The sequence below is a fragment of the Microlunatus elymi genome, assembly GCF_007362775.1.
Classification (GTDB): domain Bacteria; phylum Actinomycetota; class Actinomycetes; order Propionibacteriales; family Propionibacteriaceae; genus Microlunatus; species Microlunatus elymi.
The window spans coordinates 3,643,067-3,666,596 of the sequence record NZ_CP041692.1 but is presented as its reverse complement, the minus strand read 5'-3'; the positions used below and the strand labels follow the sequence as shown (position 1 = coordinate 3,666,596).

Sequence of the window (23,530 nt, the reverse complement as noted above, 5' to 3'; positions counted from 1 at the left end):
CGGCGTGCAGATCGAGCCGCGCCGAGTGTGACGATCAGTCGACCGTCTCCTCGCTCTCGGTGCCGTCGCCGTACACGCTCTTCCCGGACGCGCTCTGCTCGCTGTCGGTGGCCTGTTTGATCGGTTCGAGCTCACGGATTCCCTTTGCCACCAGGGCAACTCCGGTCGAGACCGCGAAGACGACGGTGAAGCCGATCACCACACCGCGAGCGCCGAAGTGCTCGGTCAGCACACCGGCCAGCATCGGCGCCAGGGCAGCGAGACCCATCGCCGCGGTGGAGACCGCACTGATCACCCGACCCTGCATCCGATCCGGCGTGACCGCTGCGAGGTGTCCGAACAGACTGGCATTGAGTGGCGGACTGATCAGCACCAGCGCAGCGATCGGCGCAGCCGCCAATGGTGTGGTCGCCAGCGGCAGCACGGCCAGCATCAGCGGCACACCGATCATGGTGATGCCGCGGACCAGAGTGGGGACCGAGAACCTGCGCATCAGGCTGCCGGCCGCCACCGCTCCGACGAGGCCGCCGATACCGACGATGGTCTCGACGGTGCCGATCAGCGCGGGCGGCGTGCCATGTCGCTGCAGCAGCAGGAGGATGCCGAACAGCATCCCGTTGACAGCCAGGTTGAGCGGTGCCGCGATCAGCATGGTGGCGCGCAGGAAGGGTTGGGTGAAGGTGAAGCGCAGTCCTTCGATCAGGTCGCGGACACCCGACGACGCTTCGCGGTCGCGATTGTCCTCCTGCATCGGCCGCCGGATGGCCAGCAGTCCGACGATCGACAGCAGGTAGCTGACCGCGTCGGCGAGGAACGGCAGGGCCCTTCCCAGTCCGAACAACGCGCCGCCGATCGGCGGACCGACCAGACTGACGGCGTGGTTGCGCGCCTCGTCCCGGGCGACAGCGGTCGAGACCTGGTTGAGCGGCACCAGATTGCGAATCGCGGCCATGGCCGCCCCCTCGAACGCGGCGCTACAGACGCTTTCGATCAGGGCCACCACAGCGATCAGCAGCACGCTGCCGTGACCCAGTACGAGCGAGGCCGCCAGGATTGCGAAGGCGGCCAGCCGGATCGCGTCGCAGGCCAACAGCAGCCGCCGCCGGTCCACCCGATCGACCAGCACCCCCGCGGGCATCCGTACGACGGTGCTGACGATCCGCGCACCGGTGCCGACCGCACCTGCAAACACCGGGTTGTCCGTCAGCGCCAGGATGACCAGCGGGTAGGCGAGCGAGGACATCGATGTGCCCAGTCCGGACAACGCCTGACTGGACCACAACAGATTGAAGTCCCGGTTGCGCCAGAGACTGGTGGCCCCCGGCCGCGGCAGCTGCAGTCGTGGCACCCCAGGAAACTAGCCGTTCAAGCCGCTCGGGGCGAGGATTTGGGCCGAGCTCGGCCGAAGTGATCAGGTCGTGGAGGACCGAACCGGAGCGGACACGGTCCAGATCGGCGCCGGCGCGGGACCGGTGCCGGCGTCAATGCGTTCCACCATCACCGCGGCGACCTTGAACTCGGGTCGCTTGATAGACGGTACGGCGCCTCGCCGAAGGCGGCGGCCGCGGTCGCCGTGCCTCGGATGCCGACGATCGTGTTGTCCAGGACGGCGACCTCGGCCCCGCATCCGTTGGAGCACAGCAGACACGCCCCGCGGACCCAGCGCTCGATCTCGTCCTCGGCCACGCCGTCGACCAGGAACTGGTCCACCCTGGCCGGCCAGGTCGTGCCGGCGGGATGTGGTGTCCGACGTCCCCAGATGTCGGCGATGCGATCTCTGCTCACGTTCCCAACCCCTTCTCCGATGGATCCTGCTGATTCTGAGGTCGCACGGTCTGCCGCCACGCCGACAACACCGAGCGGCCCATCGCGGCGCTGATCCCCAACCAGGCCCCCAGCCCGATCCACACCTCCACCGCGCCGATGTCGATCATGAACGGCAGCCCGAACAGCCGCCCGTAGGCGTCGCTGGCAACGGCGTACATGCCGAGCGGGAAGGCAACACTCCAGATCGTCGGCTCGTAGTGCACCGGTACCCGGTCCTTGGCCAGTACGTGCTGGCGCAGCGTGACGATGATCAACAACGGGATCCACCAGGTGCCGAAAGCCCAGAGAAACAAGGAGATTCCCGACATCGCCTCTCGGCTCGCCGCCACCACGCTGACGGTACGAGGCAACTGCAGGATCCGCGCTGCCGCCAGCACCGTGATCGCGGTGGCACCCATGTAGATCCAGTAGGTCGGACCCAGCACCCGCGGCGCGGTCGGCCGCTCCAGCAGCGGCACGATCAGCAGCCCGGCCAGCAGCAGGTACCAGATCACCCCGACACCCCACAGGATCACCGCGACGGGCGCGAGCACCGCGGCCCGGTCGGGTGCGGCAGTGGCGACGGCGGCCGCCGAGGTGGCCAGCGACTGCGTACTCACCACCAGCAGAAACCAACTGCCGTTGGCGTTCGGCAGGATCGGACCGCGACGCCGGCCGGCGATCATGGCCCCCAACACGGCGTAGGTGAGAAACAGCCACAGCAACCCGCTGACCGCGGCCAGGACCTCGGTCGCGAGCAGCATGCCCGACATCGCCAGCCGATCGCCGATCACGTTGGCACCGGCCACCAGGGTGAAAAAGCCGAAGCCGCTGGCAGGGTCGCGGCTGTCGGCGATGACCTGGCCCGGGTTCATGATCAAGCGCCAGACGTAGCCGACCAGCAGCACCAGGAAACTGACCACGGCCAAGATCAACAAGATGATCGACAGCACCTGCTGGCCGACCAGCGCCAGGCCGGTGGACACGATCCCGGTCGCCATCACCACCGCCGCATAGGCGGGATGCAACTCGGACACCTGAGCGCGGATGACGGTCCAGCAACCGTTCACCGGACTCGCCTCTGGGCAGCACCGCCGTCACGGGCCGCCTGATGACCGACCTCCGCGTCCACCGGGCGCGGGATCAGGAAGGACGCCGCCAGCGCCAACAACAGCAGCACCAGGCCGGCGATCAAACCGGCGTAGTAGCCCGCGGCACCGGCGCCGACGGCGGTCTGTGCGCCGATGATCACGGCAAAGCTCAGGCCTGCGCCGAGGTTGAACGCGCCGGCGTTCAGCCCGGGCAGAAACCCCGGATTCTCCTGTGGGGACAGCACGATGCCGAGTCCGTTCAGCATGATGTTGCCGGTCCCGGCATAGCTCAACCCGAGCAGAATCGAGGTCAGCAACAGCAACCAGCGGGCGTCGGTCTCGACGGTGATCATCATCAGTCCGAGGACGATCACCGAGCCGATCATGCCGAACCGGAGAATCCTGGTGTAACCGAAGCTCGAGGCCAACCGGCCCGCCAGCGGTCCCATCACCAGCCCGGCCAACGCGTACGGAGTCAACGTCCAGAAGGCGGAAACCCCGGCACCCATGCCGAATCCGACCTGATGATCTTGAGCCAGCGCCGGAATTAGCGCGTTCATCACCGCGAACACACCGGTCATGGTGAGCAGGGTGGTCAGCAGCAACGCCCAGGTGGCCCGGCGCCGCAGCAACGGGGTGGCGACCAGCGGATGGCTGCTGTGATTCTCGGCCCGCCAGAACAGCGCGAACGCGATCGCGGTCACCAGCAGCAGGATGATCACCAGCAGCCAGTTCGCCGCGCCCAGCTTGCCGGCCTCGTCCAACGCGATCAGCAACGCGCCGACCGAGATCACCAGCGGCAGCACGCCCAGCCAGTCCATCTTGGTGTCGTCACCGGCCGTTGTCTCGCGAGCCAGCAAGATCAACAGCAGCGACGCGATCGCGGCGATCACCGCCATCGTCCAGAACACCGCGGCGAAGCCGTAGTTCTCGGCCAGGAAGCCGCCCGCCAGCGCGTCCACACCGGCGATGCCGCCGTTCACCGAGGTGATCACACCCATCAACGTCCCGTACGTCTTCGGATCGGTCACCTCGACCCGCAACATGATCAAGCACAACGGGACCACCGGGCCGGACACACCCTGCACGATCCGCGCGATGAACAGCACCTCGACGTTGGGTGCCAAGGCTGCCAGCACACAGCCCAGCGTCATCAAGATCAACATTCCGGACAGCACCTTCTTGCGTCCGATGATGTCGCCCAGCCGAGGCAGGAAGAGCGAGAACAACGCCGCCGCGGTGAAGAACGCGGTCTGGGTCAACCCGATCGCGGCCGCGTCGGTATGCAGTTCCTGCTGCATCGTCACCAGGGCCGGCGACAGCATCGACGCGTTCAACTGGAACGCGACACAGGCCGACAGCAGGGCGACCATCAGCGATCCGGTGCTCACCCGCCCGCGGCCCGATCCCCGCGCCGCAGCGGCCGGGCTCACGACGGATCCTGCGAAGTGTCCACCTCGCCGATCCGCTGCAACGCGTCGACGATCAGCTCCCAGAACCGTTCATGATCAAGTTCGGTGGCCACGCTGGTCCGGCAGCCCTCGGGCGCCGGTCCGCGCAGATCGGCGACGGTCATCCCCCGGGTCAGAGTGCCGGTCAGCTCGATGTCCAACGGCGCTCGCCGGGTCGCCACGACGGACGGATCGATCACCCAGGCAACCGCGCACGGATCGTGCACCGGTGGCGCGTCGAACCCCTGCTCCTGCTTGTAGGCGGAGCCGAAGAAGTCGATCAACTCGCAGACGAACTTCGCGGGTCCGGTGCCGACCGCGGCCACTTTCGCCATCACCTCCGGGGTGGCCAGTGCCTGATGGGTCAGGTCCAGGCCGACCATGATCAACTCCCAGGGTTCGTTGAAGACGATGTGGGCGGCCTCCGGATCGACCAGGATGTTGAATTCGGCGGTCGCGGTCCAGTTGCCGGTGTGGTACCCACCGCCCATCAGCACCACGCGCTTGACCCGCTCGGCCAGTTTCGGCTCCTTGCGGGCCGCCAACGCGATGTTGGTCAGGCTGCCGGTCGGCACCAGGGTGACCGTGCCCGGTTCGCGGCGCATCACCTCGTCGATGATCAGATCGACGGCATGCCGGGGATCCAGTCGGATCGTCGGCTCCGGCAGCGCAGGGCCGTCCAGACCGGATTCGCCGTGGATGTCGGCGGCGATCTCGACCGTGCGGACCAACGGACGAGAACAACCGGCTGCGAACGGGATGCCGGTGATGCCGGCCACCCGGGCGACCGACAGGGCGTTGCGAGTCACCTTCTCCAGCGTCTGGTTGCCGGCCACCGTGGTCACCGCGATCAGCTCGATCTCCGGATTGCCGTGGGCCAGCAGCATGGCGATCGCGTCGTCGTGCCCGGGGTCGCAGTCCAAGATGATCTTCTCGGTCATCGTCGTACCTTCCTGCCGCTGGGTGACGGTGGTGCCACTACCGGCAAACTACGCATCGACTCGCGCTTGCGGAAGACGGGCCGTCGGCGGATCGAGCTGGCAGATCTCGTGCCATCGGCCCTCAGGAGTGTGAATCTTGCGGCCGCAACGTCAGCAGTGGTGGATATGCTCGCCGGAGAAGGGTCGATGGCGATCAGGCATATCCGTCGCGTGGTGGCCCGGATGCCGCGAGCAAAGGAGCTGGGGATGAAGGTTGGCGTTCCGACCGAGATCAAGAGCCAGGAGTACCGGGTGGCGATCACCCCGCCAGGCGTGCAGGAGTTCACCGCCCACGGCCATCAGGTGCTGGTGCAGTCCGGGGCCGGGATGGGTTCGTCGATCACCGATCAGGAGTATGTCGCCGCAGGAGCGACGATGGTGGACGATCCGGACGATGTCTGGGCCGAGGCTGAGTTGATCTTGAAGGTGAAGGAGCCGATCAAGGACGAGTACGACCGGATGCGTGAGGGACAGGTGCTCTTCACCTATCTGCATCTGGCCGCCAGCCGCGACTGCACCCAGGCGCTGGTCGATCACAGGGTCACCGGCATCGCGTACGAGACCGTCCAGCTGCCCGACGGCTCGCTGCCGCTGCTGGCACCGATGAGCGAGGTGGCCGGTCGGATGGCGCCGCAGGTCGGCGCCTACCACTTGATGCGTCCCGGTGGCGGCCGCGGCGTGCTGATGAGCGGCGTCTCCGGCACGTACGCGGCCAAGGTGGTGGTGATCGGCGCCGGCGTCTCGGGGATGAACGCCGCCGCGATCGCGCTCGGCATGCATGCCGAAGTGTTGATCTTGGACAAGAACATCGAACGGCTCCGGCAGGCGGACAAGATCTATCGCGGGCACCTGCAGACCGTCGCCTCCAACACGTACGAGATCGAGCGGGCCGTACTGGATGCCGACCTGGTGATCGGGGCCGTGTTGGTGCCTGGCGCGAAGGCGCCGACCTTGATCAGCAACGACCTGGTGCAGCGGATGCGGCCGGGCAGCGTGCTGGTCGACATCGCCATTGATCAGGGCGGCTGTTTTGCCGACTCGCGGCCGACCACGCACGCCGAGCCCACCTACCGGGTGCATGATTCGGTCTTCTACTGTGTGGCCAACATGCCCGGTGGTGTCCCGAACACGTCCACGTACGCGTTGACCAACGTCACCCTGCCGTACGCGATCGACCTTGCCGACAAGGGCTGGCGGACCGCATTGCGCAAGGATCCCGCGCTGGCCAAGGGGCTCAACACCTACGACGGCCGGGTCACCTATCCGTCGGTGGCCGACGTGCACGAGCTGCCCGCGTTGTCACTGGACGAGGCCCTCGGGTGAGCCTCGCCCGAGTTGTCAGCCGTTGGGGTTGCTATAACGACCTGGGACGCTGACAAGTCGGGGAGTGGGTTCGATGGACAAGATCACGAGGCTGATCAACTCTTACCTTGATCATCTTGTGGTCGAGCGCGGACTGTCGGCGCACACCGTGTCCGGCTACCGTCGTGATCTTGGCCGCTACGCCGCCTTTCTTCGTGATCACGGAGTGGATGATCCGACCAAGATCAACTCGACGATGATCACCGGTTACGCGGCCAGCCTCGCCGAGGGCGTACCTGATAAACCCGCCGAAGGCGTACCGGATGGAGCCGGTGCCGCAGCCGGAGAACAGACGGTGTGGCGCTACCCGCCGTTGGCCACGTCCAGCACGGCCCGGGCGCTGGCAGCGGTCCGCGGTCTGCACAAGTTCGCCGCCGAGGAAGGGGTTGTGGCGGACAACCCGGCGTCGGAGATCCGTCCGCCGAAGCCCGCCCGTAGGCTGCCCAAGGCGCTGCCCTTGGATGCCGTGCAGGCGTTGCTGGCCGCTCCCGGTTGCAAGACTCCGCTCGCGTTGCGGGACACCGCGCTGCTGGAGTTGCTCTACGGCACCGGCGGCCGGATCTCCGAGATCGTCGGGCTCGACGTGGACGAGCTGTCCGGACTGCTCACCGAACCGGACGAGGTCGGTGGGCTGAGGGTGATCGGCAAGGGCAACAAGGAACGCTTTGTACCGCTCGGACGCTATGCCAAGAAGGCCGTCACCGACTACCTGGTACGAGGCCGGCCCGATCTCGCGCGACGCGGTCGGGGGACAGCGGCGCTGCTGCTGAACGCTCGTGGCGGACGGCTGTCACGCCAAGGCGCCTGGTTGATCATCCAGCAGGCAGCAGAGCGGGCCAAGATCAACATCGAGATCTCGCCGCACACCCTGCGGCATTCGTTCGCCACCCATCTGCTGGACGGCGGTGCCGACGTCCGGGTGGTGCAGGAGTTGCTCGGCCACGCGTCGGTGACCACCACCCAGATCTACACCCTGGTCACCGTTGATCATCTGCGCGAGGTCTATGCCACCTCGCACCCGCGGGCGCGGTGATCACACGTAATACTTGTCGATCCCGCTGAAATCGATGGAGAAACTCGAACGGTTCACGGACGGTCAACGTCCCGTGATGGAGTCGGAATCCGATGACGTGATCTCGATGACGAGAACCGCCTCGCGGGCCTCGAAGAACGTGCGGTCGGAATCGGCAGGCTGATCTGACAGGACGAGCAACGCGTCTGGCTCAAGGACATTTCGAGGTCAGATTCGGACCGCCATCTCGCGCCCTGCCCGCATCCCGGACGGTACGTGCTGTCGCAACTCGGCGGCCAGGAAATCGATCATCGCCATGTGGAAATTCCGCTGCGGTGCCACGAAGACCAGTCCTCCGTCGATCAACTCGGTGTGTCGCGGGAGGTTGGGCAGGGCAAGGAACTCCTCTGCCGTGAAGCCTTCGGGCGGAGTCAGCCAGGCGGGGCCGGCTCGGGGTCAACCGCCCACGCTTGCTGACCCTGTGACGCCATCATCGCTCCCATGTCCGTTGAGCCTATGGAGGATTGCGGCCAGCCTACCGAGTTATCCACAGCCTGGGCGATTCCATGATCAACTTCGTTCGCCGCCGCGCGTGATCACGATGTCAGCCGTGCCTCGGGGTGCCGTTGAGTTCCGGAGCGGGCTGCATCGGGCGGCCGGCAGGTATTAGGCTGCCACGGAACTGTTGCAGGTCACGAGACGGTCACGGCACCTCATCGAGGTCCCGCCGGGCGTGGAAGAGGAGGATCGGTGCCCACATCGCAGGATCCGCGGGAACCGGAATTCGCGGATACCCGGCAGAGCGACACCGAAGCCGAGGCGACGCAGGACGGGTTCACCCGGGCGCAGTTGTACGACCCCAAGATCGACGGGCATCGGCCCGACGGTTTCGTGGTGCCCGGACCGAACGGCAGTACGCCGTCGCCGGAGCCGATCGGCCCGACCCCAGGTCCGGAGCCGGTCGGTCCAGTGCCCGGTCCGGAGCCGACCGGCCCGACGCCGACCCCCGAACCGGCCGGGCCGCGACCGGAGCCGACGGGTCCCGTCCCGACGCCGGACCCGACCGATCCGATTCCGACGCCCGAGCCGACGCAGCCCGAGCCGGTGGAGCCCGGCCCGACTCCCGGACCCGGCCCGAGTCCCGAACCTGAAGCGGAATCCCTCACCGACGACGACGAGGAGCCGGCACTCGTACCACGTCCGGCGGTCGTGCAGCAGACGGTCGCCGAGTCCGCCGCGAAGCCTGCCGAACCGGAGCAGCCGGAGCTCGGCCCGACCGGTCGGCCGTGGCCGAAGCTGCCCGACATCCCGCCGGTCCAGGCCGGCGGCACCGCGACGATCATCGCGATGTGCAACCAGAAGGGCGGGGTCGGCAAGACCACCACCACCATCAATCTGGGTGCCGCGCTGGTCGAGCTGGGGCGCAAGGTGCTGCTGGTCGACTTCGATCCGCAGGGATCGCTGTCGGTCGGCCTGGGCGTCAACCCACACAACCTCGAGCTGAGCATCTACAACCTGCTGCTCAGCCGCGACGTCACGGTGGACGAGGTGATCGCCCCGACCACGGTCGAGGGCCTGGACATCCTGCCCAGCAACATCGACCTGTCCGCTGCCGAACTGCAGCTGGTCTCCGAGGTCGCTCGCGAGCAGACCCTGCTCCGGGTGCTGGAGAAGGTCACCGGCTCCTACGACGTGATCTTGATCGACTGCGCTCCCTCACTCGGTCTGCTCACGATCAACGCGCTGACCGCGGCGGACAAGGTGGTCGTGCCGCTGGAGTGCGAGTTCTTCGCGCTGCGCGGGGTCGCGTTGCTGACCGACACCATCGAGAAGGTGCAGGAGCGGCTGAATCCGAAACTGGAGATGCTCGGCATCCTCGGCACCATGTACGACCCGCGCACCCTGCACAGCCGGGAGGTGCTGGAACGGGTGGTGCAGGCGTTCGGCGACACGGTGTTCCACACCGTGATCCGGCGGACGATCAAATTCCCCGAGACCACGGTCGCCGGCGAGCCGATCACCACCTACGCATCGGATTCACCCGGGGCGCAGGCGTATCGGATGCTCGCCCGAGAGGTCCTTGCCCGATGCCTCGTCGGGTGAGCCTGCCGGGTGCGGCCGAGCTGTTCCGCACCACCCCGGCCGAGTCCCGCCATCAGCCCCTCCCGACGCCGCCCGACAACACCCGCTCCCAGCCCGATCAGGTCGACCGGTCGCGGACCGATCGGGAGACCGCATCGGCGAGCAGACCGACCGACGGCCGGAGCCCGGACGAGGCGGTCACGTCCCGATCCGCCGCCCGCCGCGGCCGGGGACGCGCGAGCACCGGCGGCTCCGGGCGGGTCCGGCACGACGAGAAGATCACCGTGTACGTGAGCAGCGACGAGTTGCTCGAGTTGGAACGGGCCCGGCTGGCCCTGCGGGCCGAGCACGGGATGGCGGTCGACCGCGGCCGGATCGTCCGGGAGGCGCTGGCGCTGGTGATCGGCGACCTGACCGACCGCGGCGCGGACTCCGAACTGGTACGAAGGCTGACCCAGCCGTGAGTGCGCCGACCGACCCGATCGCGGACGCCCAAGCAACCGCCACCGAGCCAACCGGCCCCGATGCCGACGTCGCTGACACCGGCGGCGAGGAGTCGGGCGGTTCCGGATTCAGCGTCCGGCTGAAGAATTTCGAGGGTCCCTTCGACCTGCTCCTGCAACTGATCAGCAAGCACAAGCTGGACATCACCGAGGTCGCGCTGTCCCAGGTGACCGACGAATTCATCGCGCACATCAAGGCCGCCGGCGACGCGTGGGATCTGGAACAGACCAGCCAGTTCATCGTGGTCGCTGCCACCCTGCTGGATCTCAAGGCCGCCCGGCTGCTGCCCAGTGGTGAGATGGACGATCCGGAGGACCTGGCGCTGCTGGACGCCCGCGATCTGCTGTTCGCCCGGCTGCTGCAGTACCGCGCGTTCAAGCAGATCGCGGCCGGTTTCGGTGAGCGGCTGGAGGCGCAGTCCCGGCGTACGCCGCGGGCGGTCGGGTTGGAGCCGTGGCTGGCGCAGTTGCTGCCCGAGATCACCATCAAGATCACCCTGCAGCGCTTCGCCGAACTGGCCGCGCGGGCGATGACGCCGAAGGAAGCCGACGTGGTCTCGCTGGCGCATCTGCATGCGCCCGCGGTCACGGTCCGGGAGGAGGGGGCGCGGATCGTCGGCCGGCTGCGTACCTCGGGACAGCTGACCTTCGCCGACCTCACCCGCGACTCACCCGACCCGATCACCACGGTCTGCCGCTTTCTCGCGCTGCTGGAGCTCTTCCGGGAGAAGGCGGTCTCGTTCGAACAGCCCACGCCGCTGGCCGAGTTGACCATCCGCTGGACCGGAACCGACGATCAGCAGGTCACCATCTCCGACGAGTTCGACGCGCCGCCGCCGTCACCGGAGGACGACGACAGGCCGTCAGATAACGACACCGCTGTCAATCGTGGACAGGTCTCCACCGAGTCGACCGACAGCGGGCAGGATGTGGCTCCAACGACCCCGGACGCCGAAACGTGGTCAAGAAGCAACGGGATGGATGAATGACGCCGGACCAGCAACCCGAGGTGGCCGAAGATGCCCGACCGGATGCGCTACCCCAGGGTCCTGAGCTTGTCGAAGGACGAGCAACGCAACCCGTGGCAACCGAGCCCGTCGAAGGACCGGATCCGCAACCCGACGATGCACTCATCGACGCCCCGCCGACCCGCTCGCCGGAACAACTGCAGAGCGCGCTCGAGGCGCTGCTGCTGATCGCCGACGAACCGGTCAGCGAGACGGCGCTCGCCGCGGCGCTGAACACTCCGACCGGGGCTGTTGCCGATGCGTTGGCGGAGTTGGTCCGCTTCTACGACGAGACCGGCCGTGGTTTCGAGTTGCGCTCGGTCGCCGGCGGCTGGCGCTACTACACCCGGGATGAGCACGCCGAGTTGCTCAGCGGCTACGTGCTGCAGGGCCAGCAGGCCAAGCTCTCCCAGGCGGCGTTGGAGACGCTCGCGGTGATCGCCTACCTGCAGCCGGTCAGCCGGTCGCGGGTGTCCGCGGTACGTGGCGTGAGCGTCGACGGCGTGATGCGGACGCTGCTGGCCCGCGAGCTGATCGCCGAGATCGGCGCCGAGGATTCCGGAGCGACCCTGTTCGCCACCACCGACTACTTCCTGGAACGGATGGGGTTGCAGTCGCTGGACGACCTCCCGGAGCTGGCCCCGTACCTGCCCGAGGCGACCGAACTGGAGGCCGAGCTCGGCCAGCTCGCCGTCGTCCCCGACCCCGGCACGGGAGAGGTCCCTGAGCCCGTCGAAGGGCCGGAACTCGACCGCGACCACCAGCTCGACGAATCCGGACAGGAGCAGCGCGGATGACCAACGGCGAGCACGTCGACGGGGTCCGGCTGCAGAAGGTGCTGGCCGCCGCCGGCATCGCGTCCCGGCGAGCCAGCGAACAGATGATCGCCGAGGGACGGGTTGAGGTCAACGGCAAGACCGTCGACACCCAGGGCATGCGGGTCGATCCGCAGACCGACGTGATCCGCGTCGACGGCGCCCGGATCCCGCCACCGCGGCGGCATGTCTATCTGGCGTTCAACAAACCGCGCGGCGTGGTCTCCACGCTGGACGATCCGGAGGGCCGGCCAACCCTGGCGCAGTACGTCGAGGGCCGCAAGGAGCGGCTGTTCCACGTCGGCCGGCTGGACGCCGACACCGAGGGCCTGCTGATCCTCACCAACGACGGCGAGTTCGCACATCGGCTGGCCCATCCCTCGTACGAGATCTCCAAGACCTACGTGGCCGAGGTCGCCGGTGCGATGGACCGGGCGACGCTGCACAAGCTGCGCCGGCCGGTGATCTTGGATGACGGTCCGGTACGCGCCGACGAGATTCGCCTCGTTTCGACCACCGCGGAACGTAGCATGGTGACCGTCACTCTGCACGAAGGGAGAAACCGGATCGTGCGACGGATGTTGGATTCGGTCGGTCACCCGGTTCGCCGGCTGTCCCGAGTTGCCATCGGACCGGTGAAACTCGGCAACCTGAAGCCCGGCGAGCTACGTGATCTTGATCGCGACGAACTCGGCAAACTACTCGACTTGATCAACAGGTAACGACGGGGCAGCGGCATGGATCGGCGGATCTTCGGACTGGAGACGGAGTACGGCGTTGCCTGCACCTCCGGCGGTAGCCGACGGCTCACGCCGGACGAGGTCGCGCGCTATCTGTTCCGCCGGGTGGTCACCTGGGGCCGATCCAGCAATGTCTTTCTGCGTAACGGATCCCGGATCTACCTCGACGTCGGATCGCATCCCGAGTACGCCACCGCAGAGTGTGATGATCTTGACACCTTGATCGCCCACGACACGGCCGGGATGAGGATCCTGGAGGACTTGATCATCGACGCCGAGCAACGGTTGGCGGCCGAGGGGATCACCGGCGACATCTATCTGTTCAAGAACAACACCGACAGCCACGGCAACTCCTACGGCTGCCACGAGAACTACTTGATCAGCAGGATCGGCGACTTCTCCAAGATCACCGACGTGCTGGTGCCGTTCCTGGTGTCGCGGCAGTTGATCTGCGGCGCCGGCAAGGTGCTGCAGACCGTACGGGGCGCGGAGTATTCGGTGTCCCAGCGGGCCGAACACATCTGGGAGTCGGTGTCCAGTGCCACCACCCGGTCACGGCCGATCATCAACACCCGGGACGAGCCGCATGCCGACCCGGAGCGCTATCGCCGGCTGCACGTGATCGTCGGCGACTCCAACATGAGCGAGACCACCACGCTGCTCAAGGTCGGCGCCACCGAGTTGGTGCTGCGGCTGGTCGAGGCCGGGGTGCCGATCCGCGACCTGACCTGCGAGAACCCGATCCGGGCCATCCGCGACATCAGCCGGGACCGGACCGGACGGGTACTGGTCTCGCTGGCCAACGGACGCAAGATCACCGCGCTGGATCTGCAGACCGCCTATCTGGAGAAGGTGTCCGAGTTCGTCACCGCCCGCGGTCTGGAGACGGCGGCCACGATGCGGGTGCTGGATCTGTGGGAACGTGCCGTCCGTGCGGTCGCGGAGGACAAGCTCAGCCTGATCGACACCGAGATCGACTGGGCGATCAAGCTCAAACTGCTGGACGCGTACGCGGCCAAGCACCGGCTGAGTCTGGCCGATCCCAGGATCGCCCAACTCGATCTGGCCTACCACGACATCCGCCGCGGTCGCGGACTGTTCACCCTCCTGGAGCGGCGCGGTTCGGCGGCCCGAGTGACCACCGACCCGGCCGTCTTCCGGGCCAAGTCGGTGCCGCCGCAGACCACCCGCGCCAAGCTGCGCGGCGACTTCATCCGGCATGCCCAGGAAGGCCGTAACGACTACACCGTCGACTGGGTGCACCTGAAACTCAACGACCAGGCCCAGCGCACGGTCCTGTGCAAGGACCCCTTCGCCGCCACCGACGAACGCGTCGACCGCCTCATCGCCTCGATGAGGTCCTGATAACGCGGTCGAGTCGGTGCCGCTGCCGCGGTCTGGTCCGGCGTCTTGCGTTGCGGGGGGCGACCCCCGCACCCCCGCCGTGGTGACTCTTGGATGCCCAACTCACTCCGACTCCTCCGCAGGCTCCGGAGTCGGTCTCGCGCTGGGGCGCTCGCCGGGATATTCATCGCTGCTTCAGGCGTTCGTGGTGGCGGCAGACCGGGATCACCCCGGACCCCTTTGTGACGTCGGAGATGTCGTTCTCAGTTCGGGCGGGTAGGGTCTTGCCGACTTTGCCGTACCGATGACAGAGATAGAGGATCCGAGCGCGTGAGCATGACGTCGACACCATCCGATGCCCGTCAGCCGCGCCGCGCGGCCAAGCTGTTGATCACGGCCGCCGTCGCCGCGAGTCTCGCTCTCCTGGGCGCTTGCAGCAACGACAAGCCGTCGACGAGTAACTCACCCTCCGCGAGCGCGAAGTCGACGGCCAGCGCGTCTCCGAGCGCGAGCCCGTCGCCGACGATCAAGCCGTCGACGAACCTGGACGGGATCACCGTCAAGGGTGGATTCGGCACCGAGCCGACGGTGACCTTCAAGCACCCGTGGGCGATCAACAAGACCCAGTCGAAGGTGCTGGACCGGACGCAGAAGGACGGGGCGAAGGTGCAGGACGACGGCACCGTCACCTTCGACTACGTCGGCATCGACGGTCGTACCGGCAAGACGTTCGACTCGTCCTTCAAGAAGGGCGGCTCGCCGATCACCTATCCGCTGAGCAATCTGGTGCCCGGATTCAAGAAGGGGATTGCCGGCAAGCAGGTCGGCGATCGGGTGCTGGTCGGCATGACCAGCACCGACGGCTACGACAGCAGCGGTGGCAACGCCTCGGCCGGGATCAAGGTCGGCGACTCGTTGATCTTCGTGATCGACGTCAAGGCGACCACGCTGACGAGCGCCGAGGGCAAGGTGAACAAGCCCGACCCGAAGCTGCCGACGGTCGTCTTCGCCGGCGACAAGCCGGTCGTCACCATCCCGAAGACCGATCCGCCGACCAAGATCACGACCGAGGAGTTGATCACCGGGACCGGTGCTGCGGTGAAGGCGACGGACAACGTCACCACCCGTTCGCAGACGATCCTGTGGAAGAACGGCAAGGTCGTCGACAACAGCTGGGGCACGCCGTTCACCCCGCAGCTCGATCAACAGACCGGAACCTACTCGCCGACCCGCAACAAGGCGATGCAGCAGGCGATGGTCGGACACAAGGTCGGCAGCAGATTGATCATGGTCTTCCCGCCCGGCACCGCCTACAAGTACGACGACAAGAGCCAGGGCATCAGCAAGGACGACACCGTGGTGATGCTGGTCGACATCCTCTTCACCCAAGCCGGCCAGTAGCCGACTTGTCAGTCGCTGGTTTGGCTATACCCACACCAGCGACTGACAACTCGGAGAGTCGGGCGGCGAGCCGACCGGCGGCGGCGTTGGCCAGGAAGTAGGCCGGGTCGGCGTCCAGGTTGCGGCCCATGCTGGACAGCCGGACCGGGCAGTCCAGCAGGGCTCGGTCCAGCCCGTCGAGTTCGATCCGATGCAGCCGGTGCAACTCGCCCAGCGGCTCGACCGCTTCGTCCACCCGCGGCGCGAACCGCGGCAACACGTAGAGATCGCGAATCCCGCTCAGTGCCGACACGTCCGACAGGTCCGGTACGGCCAGGTCGGCCGGCCGCAGTGCCACCCGGCCGTACGCGGTCAGGCTGTGATGGGAGATCGAACGATGCCGGGGTCGCGGGTCGGCAGTGGAGATCCGCAGCGCCCCGATCGGCCGGCCGCCGAGCACCGATGCCGCGTTGATCACCTCGCCCACCGACGTACCGGAGAAACCCCAGCGAGTGCCGGTGCCGAGATTGCCCGGGCCCTGGGTGACGATCACCAGATCCGCATCCGCAGCGATCTTGGCTGCCAGCAGGCCGGTGTGCACGTTGACGGCTTCGAGCTCACCTCCGTACGCCTGACCGCTGGTGATGGTCACGTCCAGCCAGCCGGCCTGCCGCAACTGGGCCACCGTCTTCGAGAACGCCAGCGGCAACGCCGCGTCGTCGGTCATCAGATAGGCGATCTTCGGAAGTTGATCATGATCGGCGGTCTCGGCCCGGATGCCGGCGATGATCGCCGGCAACGCCGAATGCAGATCCGCGGTGATCACCGGCAGCCCGTCAAGATCATCGGCGCCGGCGAGTTGATCATGGAACTCGGTGCCCTGCTCGTCCACCCCGCGAATCATCGCCTGGGTGGGGGTGTAGCGGGCCTTCACCAGATGACCGTGCGGCGGCTCCGGCTGCCCGGTCAGCCTGCCGTCCTGATCGAGTACGGCGATCACCAGCGCGTAACCGCCGGTGCCGAGCCGGCGCTCCACCGCGGCGATGTTGATCAACGCCCGGTCGCCGCGATCCGGTTCGGGCACCAGATCGAGGTAGGCCAGTGACCGAAAACTGCGGCCGTCATCGGTCTCGACGATCACCTCGGCAGCACCCGGCCAGCGTTCGCCGACCTCGGTCACGGTCCCCTCTGCCCAGACGATCACGCCGCCGAGCTTAGTGGTGGGTGGTGGCCTGTGGATGAAGACCGCCGGCCGCTCCGCACTGTCGGTTAGTCTTCCCACATGTCGGAGCTTGCGGAACTGAGGTCGCGGATGGACGCGGTCGAACATCGTCTGTCCGAGGTTGCCGAAGACGCTGCAGCCGCTCGCCACCTAGCCGCAGCGCGGGACCGGGACCTGGCCGGCGTGGGCGCCAAAGTGGACGTCGTGGACCACAAGGTCGAGGTTCTGGATTCCAAGGTCGATGTGTTGGGGGAGCGGGTCGAGGGTCTGGATTCCAAGGTCGATGTGTTGGGGGAGCGGGTCGACGGGTTGGATTCGAAGGTCGATGTGTTGGGGGAGCGGGTCGACGGGTTGGATTCGAAGGTCGATGTGTTGGGGGAGCGGGTCGACGGGTTGGATTCGAAGGTCGATGTGTTGGGGGAGCGGGTCGACGGGTTGGATTCGAAGGTCGATGTGTTGGGGGAGCGGGTCGAGGGTCTGGATTCCAAGGTCGATGTGTTGGGGGAGCGGGTCGAGGGTCTGGATTCCAAGGTCGATGTGTTGGGGGAGCGGGTCGAGGGTCTGGATTCCAAGGTCGACGGGCTCTCCCGAAAGACCGATGCCAACACGTCCGTCATCAATGCTCTCGGTCAGCAGACGGCCGCGCGGTTCGTGGAGGTTGATCGCAGGTTCATCGACCTGGAGCAGAAGGTCGACGACGGGTTCTTGTCGATCCGGGCACAGTTGGACCAGGCCGCGGCCGGGCAGGATCAGATCGTCCAGTTGCTCACTCGCTTGATCGACCGAAACGACGGCGAGGATCGGTAGCGGTCGGGTCCTCAACCGTCGACGATCCAGGGCGGGCGGGGGAGCGCGGCGGCGTCGAAACGCTCGAGCAGCAACCGCAGTGACACCGGCTCGTCGGGCCCGGCCAGACCGAGCGAGGCGGCGATTCTGGTCAGCACTCGATCCGGGCCGACGCCGCCAGCGGCCAGGTCGGAGAGGGTGACCGCGCCGTCGCGTTTGGCCAGCCGGCGTCCGTCGGAGTTCAGCGCCAACGGGACGTGGGCGTAGATCGGTACCCGGCGGCCGAGTAGCTGCGTCAGATACGCCTGGCTGATCGCCGACTCCAACAGGTCGTCCCCCCGGACCACCTGATTCACCTCACTGTCCGCGTCGTCGACCACCACCGCCAGGTTGTAGGCGGCAACCCCGTCGTTGCGCCGCAACACGATGTCGTCCGGCCGGCCCGACACGTCACCGTGCAGCAGATCGCTGATCGTCACTTCGTCCGGGGCGGCCCGCAGCCGCAGCGCCGGCGTACGAGTCCGGGCACGTTCGGCCCGCTCGGCCGCGGTCAGGCCCCGGCAGGTGCCGGGGTAGCGGCCCGCAACCGCATGCGGCGCCGAGGCGGCCTCGGCGATCTCGCGCCGGGTGCAAAAACACGGATAGCTGCGGTCGGCCAGCGCCTTGAGCGCGGCCCGATAGGCCGCGAACCGCTCCGACTGCACGACCAGCGGCGGATCGAAGTCCAGCCCCAGCGACTCCAGATCCCGGCGCTGCGCCTCGGCAACACCCGGCCGGACCCGGGAGGCGTCCAGATCCTCGATCCGGTAGAGCAGCTCGCCCCGATCGCCGTCGGAGTCGTCGCGATGCGCGAACAGCCAGGCCAACACCGCGGTGCGCAGGTTGCCCAGGTGCAGTTCACCGGTCGGGCTCGGTGCGTAGCGGCCGCGGATCACCCCGGCAAAGATAGTGGCGGTGGGCGCTGCGCCGGCCACCCGCGTACCCCTTGGGAAAAGCACGGGCGCGGCGCATAATCGAACGGCTGTGTGATGGTAGCGTGCCAATCTCATCCGTACGGCCAGCGTCACCGGCCAATCAGCCTGCCCGATTTGCCCGTAACTCAGGAGCCACAGCGCCATGGCACCCCGCAAGACCGAGCGGATCCTCAACCTGACGATCTGCCTGCTGGTCACGCGGAATTTCCTGCCCAAATCCCGGATCCGGGAGATCGTCGAGGGCTATCACGACCTCTCCGACCAGGCGTTCGAACGCACCTTCGAGCGGGATAAGGAGGAGTTGCGCCGGTTGGGCATCCCGCTCCAGGTCGGCTCCTACGATCCCCTGTTCGACGACGAGCCCGGCTACCGGATCGAGCGGTCCGACTTCGAACTGCCGCCGATCGAACTGGACGCCGAGGAAGCCGCCGTGGTCGGGGTTGCCGCCCGATCCTGGCAGCACGCTGCAGTCGCCGAATCGACCCGCAGCGCGCTGGCCAAGCTGCGTGCGGCCGGGATCGAACCGGACGCCTCCCAGCTGTCGTCGCTGCAGCCGAGCGTGTCGGCCAACGAACCCGCGTTCGAACCGCTCTGGCACGCGGTGATCGACCGGGTCCGGGTCGCTTTCGGCTACCGGAACGGTGAGACGCGCACCCTCGAACCATGGGGGATGACCTCCAACCGCGGCCGCTGGTACGTGATCGGTCACGACACTGACCGCGACGCCACCCGGATGTTCAAGCTGTCGCGGATCAGCAGCCTGCCCAAACGAGTCTCCCGGGAGGGCGCGTACGAGGTGCCGGTCGATCTCGACCTGCGTGCGCTGGCCCGTTCGCTGGCGCCGGACGAACCGCGAGCCACCGCGGTGATCGCGATCCGGCCCGGCAAGGCTCCCAGCCTGCGACGGCATGGCCGGCCCGCCTCGGCGGCGCGGCTGGCTGAGCTGCCCTCGCCCTGGCCGCACGGATTCGAGGTGGTCGAGGTCGGATACGCCGACCTCGGCTTCACCGCCGAGGAGATCGCCGGCTACGCCGCGGACGCCGTGGTGCTGGCACCGGCCGAACTGCGTACGGCCGTGATCGACCGGCTGCGCGCAGTGTCGGCGACGCGCTCGTCTCCCCGGCGCCATCCGGCCCCGGCGATCGGAGGCGTCGCCCGATGAGGGAGAAACCGACGGCACCGAGTCGGCAGGCGGCGGCGCAGACCTCGCAGTCGCAGGTCCGCCGGCTGCTGAGCCTGATCCCGTACCTGCGCGAACACGACGGGGCAGCGATCGCCGATGTCGCCGAAGCGTTCGGGGTGACCCCGGAACGGATCCGTGAGGATCTCGGCGTGTTGTGGATGTGCGGCCTGCCGGGCCTGAGCCCGGGCGACCTGATCGACATCGACATGGACGCGGTCGAAGGTCAGGGTGTCATCCACCTGTCCAACGCCGACTATCTGACCCGGCCACTGCGGCTGTCCGCTGACGAGGCGCTTGCCCTGCTGCTGGCGCTGCGTACGCTGCGGGGCGTCACCGCGCGCGAGGACCGGGCAGCCATCGACCGGGCGCTGGAGAAGTTGCAGGCGGTGGCGCAGGTCAGTGATCGGGCCGAGGTCCGGGTGACCGGCGGCCGGGAGGACATCCAGGGCACCGTCGGTGAGGCGTTGCACCGGGGCAAGCGGCTCGAGTTGACCTACGACGTGGCGTCCCGGGCCGAGACCACGCATCGCTTTGTCGACCCGCTGCGAGTGTTCGTGCTGGACGGCTATGGCTATCTGGACGCCTGGTGCTACTCGGCGAACGCGCTGCGGTCGTTCCGGCTGGATCGGATCGCCGCGGTGGAGATCACCGACGTCGACGTAGCCGAACACGATGTCGAGTTGCGAGACCTGGCCGGTGGCTGGTTCGACGCGCTCAAGGACGCGCCGATGGTGACCCTGGCGCTGGATCGCAGCGCCGCCTGGGTGGCGGAGTACTACCCGACCGAGCAGGTGACCGAGGCCGACGACGGCGGTCTGACCGTGTCGCTGCGGGTCAGCGATCCGGCCTGGCTGCGCGGCCTGCTGCTGCGGCTGGGTGGCGGCGCTCGGGTACTGGCTCCTGAAGGTGCCGGTGACTCGGCGGCCGACGCCGCCACCGAGGCGCTCGATCAATACGCCGCGCTGAGCGGCCAGCGCTGAGCCGTGCCGTCCGGAAACCCGGCAAACAGTCTAATGACAAACATGGACAGCGGGGTGACAAACATGGACAGCGGGGTGACGGTGTTGGTTCCGGTCGTTAAGGTGTGCGCGTGATCTGGGTCTTCGTGTTCGGCGGCATCGCCGTGGCGGGGCTGATCACGCTGGTCGCGTACGCGGTCTGGCTTGCCCACAAGGCATCCGACGTGTTCGCCGAGGTGAAGGTGCTGGGCAAGCGGAGCGAGCAGCTGCTCGAGATCGTCTCCCGGATCCAACTCCCCGACTCGTCCGCGATCGAGCCCGGGCCCGCCGCGCGCCGGATCCGTCCGGCCGCGGATCAAACTGAACAGAATGCAACCTCCGCGTCGCTTGGGACCACGGTCGACGACGTAGGATGATCCACGTTGCGGCCGGGGCACCGATGCTGCCGGCCAGATGCAACTTTCAGACGTGAAATGAGGGAAACACCCATGACCCCGATGGCTTTCAATCTCGGCCCGACCGAGCTGATCATCATTCTCGTGATCGTGCTGGTGCTGTTCGGCGGCGCCCGGCTGGCTGGTCTTGGCAAGAGCACCGGACGCGCCATCAAGGAGTTCAAGGAAGAGACGAAGGGCCTGGGTGGCGACGACAAGAAGGACGACGTCGTCGACGCCGAAGTTGTCGATCGCCCCGCCAAGCCGGTGCAGCAGACGCCGCCGGCCGTCGAGGCTCCGCAGCAGCAGGCTCCGGCCGCTCAGCAGCCGCAGCCGCAGAGCACCCCGGCCCAGCCGGCCGCTCCGCAGTATCCGACCGGCAGCTCGACCCAGCCCTACGACTCCCGCCGCGACGCCTGAGGCCGGGGCCTCCTGGGCGCTGACCTCACCCCGTAGTGGCACTGAGCATCCGAGGCCGACCGATTCGGTTCAGCCTCGCCTGGTTGAAGCCGCCTCCGATGCCGGAGGACGGCAACATGACGCTGTTCGAGCATTTGCGCGAACTGCGGTATCGACTGGTCGTGATCGCGGTCGCGATCATCGTCGGCACGGTGATCGCGTACGTCTTCCACGATCAGATCTTCAACATTCTGATGCGGCCGTACGAGATCGCGCAGGCGCAGCTTCAACAGCAGCATCCGAAGCTTCACGTCCAGTCGGTGGTCGAGGGTGTGACGAATCCGTTCACTCTCGTGCTGAAGACCTGCTTCATCGCGGCACTGATCGGGACCTCGCCGATCTGGATTTACCAGATCTGGGCCTTCATCGTTCCTGGCCTGTTGGCCAAGGAGAAGAAGATGACGCTGATCTTCCTCAGCGCGGCCATCCCGCTCTTTCTGCTCGGTGTCAGCCTGGCCTACTTCGTGATTCCCAAGGGCATCGCGGTGCTGATCGGCTTCACGCCCGGTGACGGAGACATCACCAACCTGCTTGACATCCAGAACTTCCTGAACTTCCTCATCCGAGTGATGATCGTGTTCGGGGCCGGCTTCGAGCTGCCGGTGTTCGTCGTCGGTCTGAACTTCCTCGGGATTTTGAAGGCCAAGCAGATCTCCAAGGCACGCTCGTTCGTCATCTTCGGCTGCTTCGTGTTCGGTGCGATCGCCACCCCGCAGACAGACCCGTTGTCGATGCTGCTGCTCGCGGTCCCGATGACGATTCTGTTCCTGGCCGCCGAGGTGATCTGTCACATCCACGATCGAGCGATCCGCAACAAGATTGGTGACGGCGAGGTAGATGCCGGCCGCGGCATCGCCAACGATCGAGCATTGGCCGAGCTGGATGGTCGTGAGGTTGATGACTTGCCGCAACTGCCGACGTCCGACGAAATCAAGACGCAGAGCCGGCAGACCGTGGCCGACCTGCTCGGGCTGAACAAGTCCACCGGTCAGGACGATGCCACCTCCTGATCGTACGGAGGGTGCCGGCGGGCGTCGTGGACGCCCGTCCGGCAAGATCGCGCTGGTGGTCAACCCGTCGGCGGGCAAGGGCCGGGCGCAGGAATTCCTGCCGGAGATCGCAGGCCGGATCCGGGACGCGGGCCACGAACTGGACATCTGGCTCAGCCGCAACTACGACGAGGCGCACCGGCTGCTGAACAAGGCCGCCGGCTCCGACGCGTCCGTGGTCGCGGTGATGGGTGGCGACGGCATGCTGCACCTGGGCGTGAACGAACTGGTCCGCGCCCAGGTGGACGGTCCGGCCGCGCCAACTCTGGGCCTGATCCCCGCGGGCACCGGCAACGATCTGTGCCGCGGCCTCGACGTTCCCACCGACCCGCTTGGTGCGCTGGACGTGATCCTGTCCGGTCACGAGCGGGCGATCGACCTCGCGAGGGTCGGCGACGCCTACATCGGCACCATCGTGGCCAGCGGCTTCGATGCGATGGTGAATCGCCGGGCCAACGACATGACCTGGCCGAAGGGTTCCTCGCGCTATCCGCTGGCGCTGATGTCGGTGCTGCGTACCTTCGAGCCGCTCCACTACCAACTCACCATCGACGGCGTGCCGCGGACCTTGGACGCGATGTTGATCGCGGTCGGCAACACCCGCTGTTACGGCGGCGGCATCCGGATCTGCCCGGACGCCGACCCGACGGACGGTCTGCTGGACGTGACCATCATCCATCCGGTCGGCCGGCCGACGCTGTTGCGGCTGATGCCGTCGCTCTACACCGGTGGCTTCGTCGGCGCCTCCTGCGTCGAGTTGCTGCGGGTGCGGGAGATCACCATCGACGGCCCCGGCTTGGTCGGCTTCGGCGACGGCGAGATGCTCGGCGTCGCCCCGCTCACCGTGACCCAGGTCCCGGCCGTGCTGAGGGTCTGCCTGCCCTGACGGTC

General features: G+C 67.3%; 23 protein-coding genes. 16 read left to right on the top strand and 7 right to left on the bottom strand.

From position 1 onward, the window contains the following. Positions 1 to 34 precede the first annotated feature (34 nt). From FOE78_RS16400 to uriH, 5 genes are all read right to left on the bottom strand, one after another. Entirely contained in the window at positions 35 to 1,348 is a 1,314-nt protein-coding gene (locus tag FOE78_RS16400) for an MFS transporter (protein WP_143987255.1), read from the bottom strand. Between the two features lie 149 nt (positions 1,349 to 1,497). After that, positions 1,498 to 1,785, bottom strand: a complete 288-nt coding sequence (locus FOE78_RS16395; RefSeq protein WP_143987254.1) for a hypothetical protein — start codon at positions 1,783 to 1,785, stop codon at positions 1,498 to 1,500. After that, complete coding sequence (locus FOE78_RS16390; RefSeq protein WP_143987253.1) at positions 1,782 to 2,876, bottom strand: tellurite resistance/C4-dicarboxylate transporter family protein; 1,095 nt, start codon at positions 2,874 to 2,876, stop codon at positions 1,782 to 1,784. Before FOE78_RS16390 ends, FOE78_RS16395 begins: the two co-directional genes overlap by 4 nt. Then, a complete protein-coding gene (gene uriT / locus FOE78_RS16385) occupies positions 2,873 to 4,330 on the bottom strand; it encodes a uridine transporter UriT (protein WP_228265856.1) in 1,458 nt (485 codons plus the stop codon). The genes FOE78_RS16390 and uriT overlap by 4 nt, the downstream gene beginning before the upstream one ends. Next, positions 4,327 to 5,289, bottom strand: a complete 963-nt coding sequence (gene uriH, locus FOE78_RS16380; protein ID WP_143987252.1) for a uridine-preferring nucleoside hydrolase UriH — start codon at positions 5,287 to 5,289, stop codon at positions 4,327 to 4,329. The genes uriT and uriH overlap by 4 nt, the downstream gene beginning before the upstream one ends. Before the next feature lie 246 nt (positions 5,290 to 5,535). Between uriH and ald the strand changes: the two genes are divergently transcribed. The 9 genes from ald (at position 5,536) to FOE78_RS16330 (ending at position 15,594) form a co-directional block, all read left to right on the top strand. Continuing rightward, positions 5,536 to 6,651 carry an alanine dehydrogenase gene (gene ald, locus FOE78_RS16375; protein ID WP_143987251.1) on the top strand — a complete coding sequence of 372 codons (1,116 nt, stop codon included), beginning with the start codon at positions 5,536 to 5,538 and terminating at the stop codon, positions 6,649 to 6,651. A gap of 73 nt (positions 6,652 to 6,724) precedes the next feature. Continuing rightward, the gene (locus FOE78_RS16370) at positions 6,725 to 7,723 is read left to right on the top strand and encodes a site-specific tyrosine recombinase XerD (RefSeq protein WP_143987250.1); all 999 of its coding nucleotides are present in this window, start codon (positions 6,725 to 6,727) and stop codon (positions 7,721 to 7,723) included. Between the two features lie 1,188 nt (positions 7,724 to 8,911). Continuing rightward, positions 8,912 to 9,805 (top strand): ParA family protein, encoded by an 894-nt coding sequence (locus FOE78_RS16360; RefSeq protein WP_143988857.1) that lies wholly within the window; start codon positions 8,912 to 8,914, stop codon positions 9,803 to 9,805. Next, positions 9,790 to 10,248: a hypothetical protein gene (locus FOE78_RS16355; protein ID WP_143987248.1), complete on the top strand. Its 459-nt coding sequence runs from the start codon at positions 9,790 to 9,792 to the stop codon at positions 10,246 to 10,248. Before FOE78_RS16360 ends, FOE78_RS16355 begins: the two co-directional genes overlap by 16 nt. Beyond that, the gene (locus FOE78_RS16350; protein WP_143987247.1) at positions 10,245 to 11,276 is read left to right on the top strand and encodes a segregation and condensation protein A; all 1,032 of its coding nucleotides are present in this window, start codon (positions 10,245 to 10,247) and stop codon (positions 11,274 to 11,276) included. Before FOE78_RS16355 ends, FOE78_RS16350 begins: the two co-directional genes overlap by 4 nt. A gap of 92 nt (positions 11,277 to 11,368) precedes the next feature. Then, on the top strand, positions 11,369 to 12,091 hold the full coding sequence (scpB, locus tag FOE78_RS16345) for an SMC-Scp complex subunit ScpB (protein WP_323125692.1): 723 nt from the start codon (positions 11,369 to 11,371) through the stop codon (positions 12,089 to 12,091). Next, positions 12,088 to 12,831 (top strand): pseudouridine synthase, encoded by a 744-nt coding sequence (locus FOE78_RS16340; RefSeq protein WP_143987245.1) that lies wholly within the window; start codon positions 12,088 to 12,090, stop codon positions 12,829 to 12,831. Before scpB ends, FOE78_RS16340 begins: the two co-directional genes overlap by 4 nt. A 15-nt stretch (positions 12,832 to 12,846) precedes the next feature. After that, positions 12,847 to 14,214, top strand: coding sequence for a Pup--protein ligase (gene pafA, locus FOE78_RS16335; RefSeq protein WP_143987244.1), 1,368 nt, complete (start codon positions 12,847 to 12,849; stop codon positions 14,212 to 14,214). A gap of 315 nt (positions 14,215 to 14,529) precedes the next feature. Next, a complete protein-coding gene (locus FOE78_RS16330) occupies positions 14,530 to 15,594 on the top strand; it encodes an FKBP-type peptidyl-prolyl cis-trans isomerase (protein ID WP_228266225.1) in 1,065 nt (354 codons plus the stop codon). Here FOE78_RS16330 and FOE78_RS16325 read toward each other — a convergent pair. Beyond that, a complete protein-coding gene (locus tag FOE78_RS16325) occupies positions 15,575 to 16,777 on the bottom strand; it encodes a DUF3866 family protein (RefSeq protein WP_143987242.1) in 1,203 nt (400 codons plus the stop codon). The genes FOE78_RS16330 and FOE78_RS16325 overlap by 20 nt on opposite strands. A gap of 78 nt (positions 16,778 to 16,855) precedes the next feature. On the opposite strand from FOE78_RS16325, the gene FOE78_RS16320 reads away from it, so the two are divergent. After that, on the top strand, positions 16,856 to 17,602 hold the full coding sequence (locus FOE78_RS16320; RefSeq protein WP_143987241.1) for a coiled-coil domain-containing protein: 747 nt from the start codon (positions 16,856 to 16,858) through the stop codon (positions 17,600 to 17,602). A gap of 11 nt (positions 17,603 to 17,613) precedes the next feature. Here FOE78_RS16320 and gluQRS read toward each other — a convergent pair whose 3' ends face one another. Then, positions 17,614 to 18,555: a tRNA glutamyl-Q(34) synthetase GluQRS gene (gene gluQRS, locus FOE78_RS16315; RefSeq protein WP_228265855.1), complete on the bottom strand. Its 942-nt coding sequence runs from the start codon at positions 18,553 to 18,555 to the stop codon at positions 17,614 to 17,616. A gap of 142 nt (positions 18,556 to 18,697) precedes the next feature. Between gluQRS and FOE78_RS16310 the strand changes: the two genes are divergently transcribed. The 6 genes from FOE78_RS16310 to FOE78_RS16285 all read left to right on the top strand — a co-directional run bounded on the left by FOE78_RS16310 (position 18,698) and on the right by FOE78_RS16285 (position 23,525). Next, the gene (locus FOE78_RS16310) at positions 18,698 to 19,717 is read left to right on the top strand and encodes a helix-turn-helix transcriptional regulator (RefSeq protein ID WP_143987240.1); all 1,020 of its coding nucleotides are present in this window, start codon (positions 18,698 to 18,700) and stop codon (positions 19,715 to 19,717) included. Beyond that, a complete protein-coding gene (locus FOE78_RS16305) occupies positions 19,714 to 20,718 on the top strand; it encodes a helix-turn-helix transcriptional regulator (RefSeq protein ID WP_143987239.1) in 1,005 nt (334 codons plus the stop codon). The genes FOE78_RS16310 and FOE78_RS16305 overlap by 4 nt, the downstream gene beginning before the upstream one ends. Positions 20,719 to 20,828: 110 nt before the next feature. After that, positions 20,829 to 21,113, top strand: a complete 285-nt coding sequence (locus FOE78_RS16300; protein WP_143987238.1) for a hypothetical protein — start codon at positions 20,829 to 20,831, stop codon at positions 21,111 to 21,113. A gap of 72 nt (positions 21,114 to 21,185) precedes the next feature. After that, complete coding sequence (gene tatA / locus FOE78_RS24830; RefSeq protein ID WP_407662589.1) at positions 21,186 to 21,551, top strand: twin-arginine translocase TatA/TatE family subunit; 366 nt, start codon at positions 21,186 to 21,188, stop codon at positions 21,549 to 21,551. A 116-nt stretch (positions 21,552 to 21,667) separates the two neighbouring features. Then, positions 21,668 to 22,600: a twin-arginine translocase subunit TatC gene (gene tatC / locus FOE78_RS16290; protein WP_228265854.1), complete on the top strand. Its 933-nt coding sequence runs from the start codon at positions 21,668 to 21,670 to the stop codon at positions 22,598 to 22,600. Beyond that, positions 22,587 to 23,525, top strand: coding sequence for a diacylglycerol/lipid kinase family protein (locus FOE78_RS16285; protein WP_143987236.1), 939 nt, complete (start codon positions 22,587 to 22,589; stop codon positions 23,523 to 23,525). Before tatC ends, FOE78_RS16285 begins: the two co-directional genes overlap by 14 nt. Positions 23,526 to 23,530 lie beyond the last annotated feature (5 nt).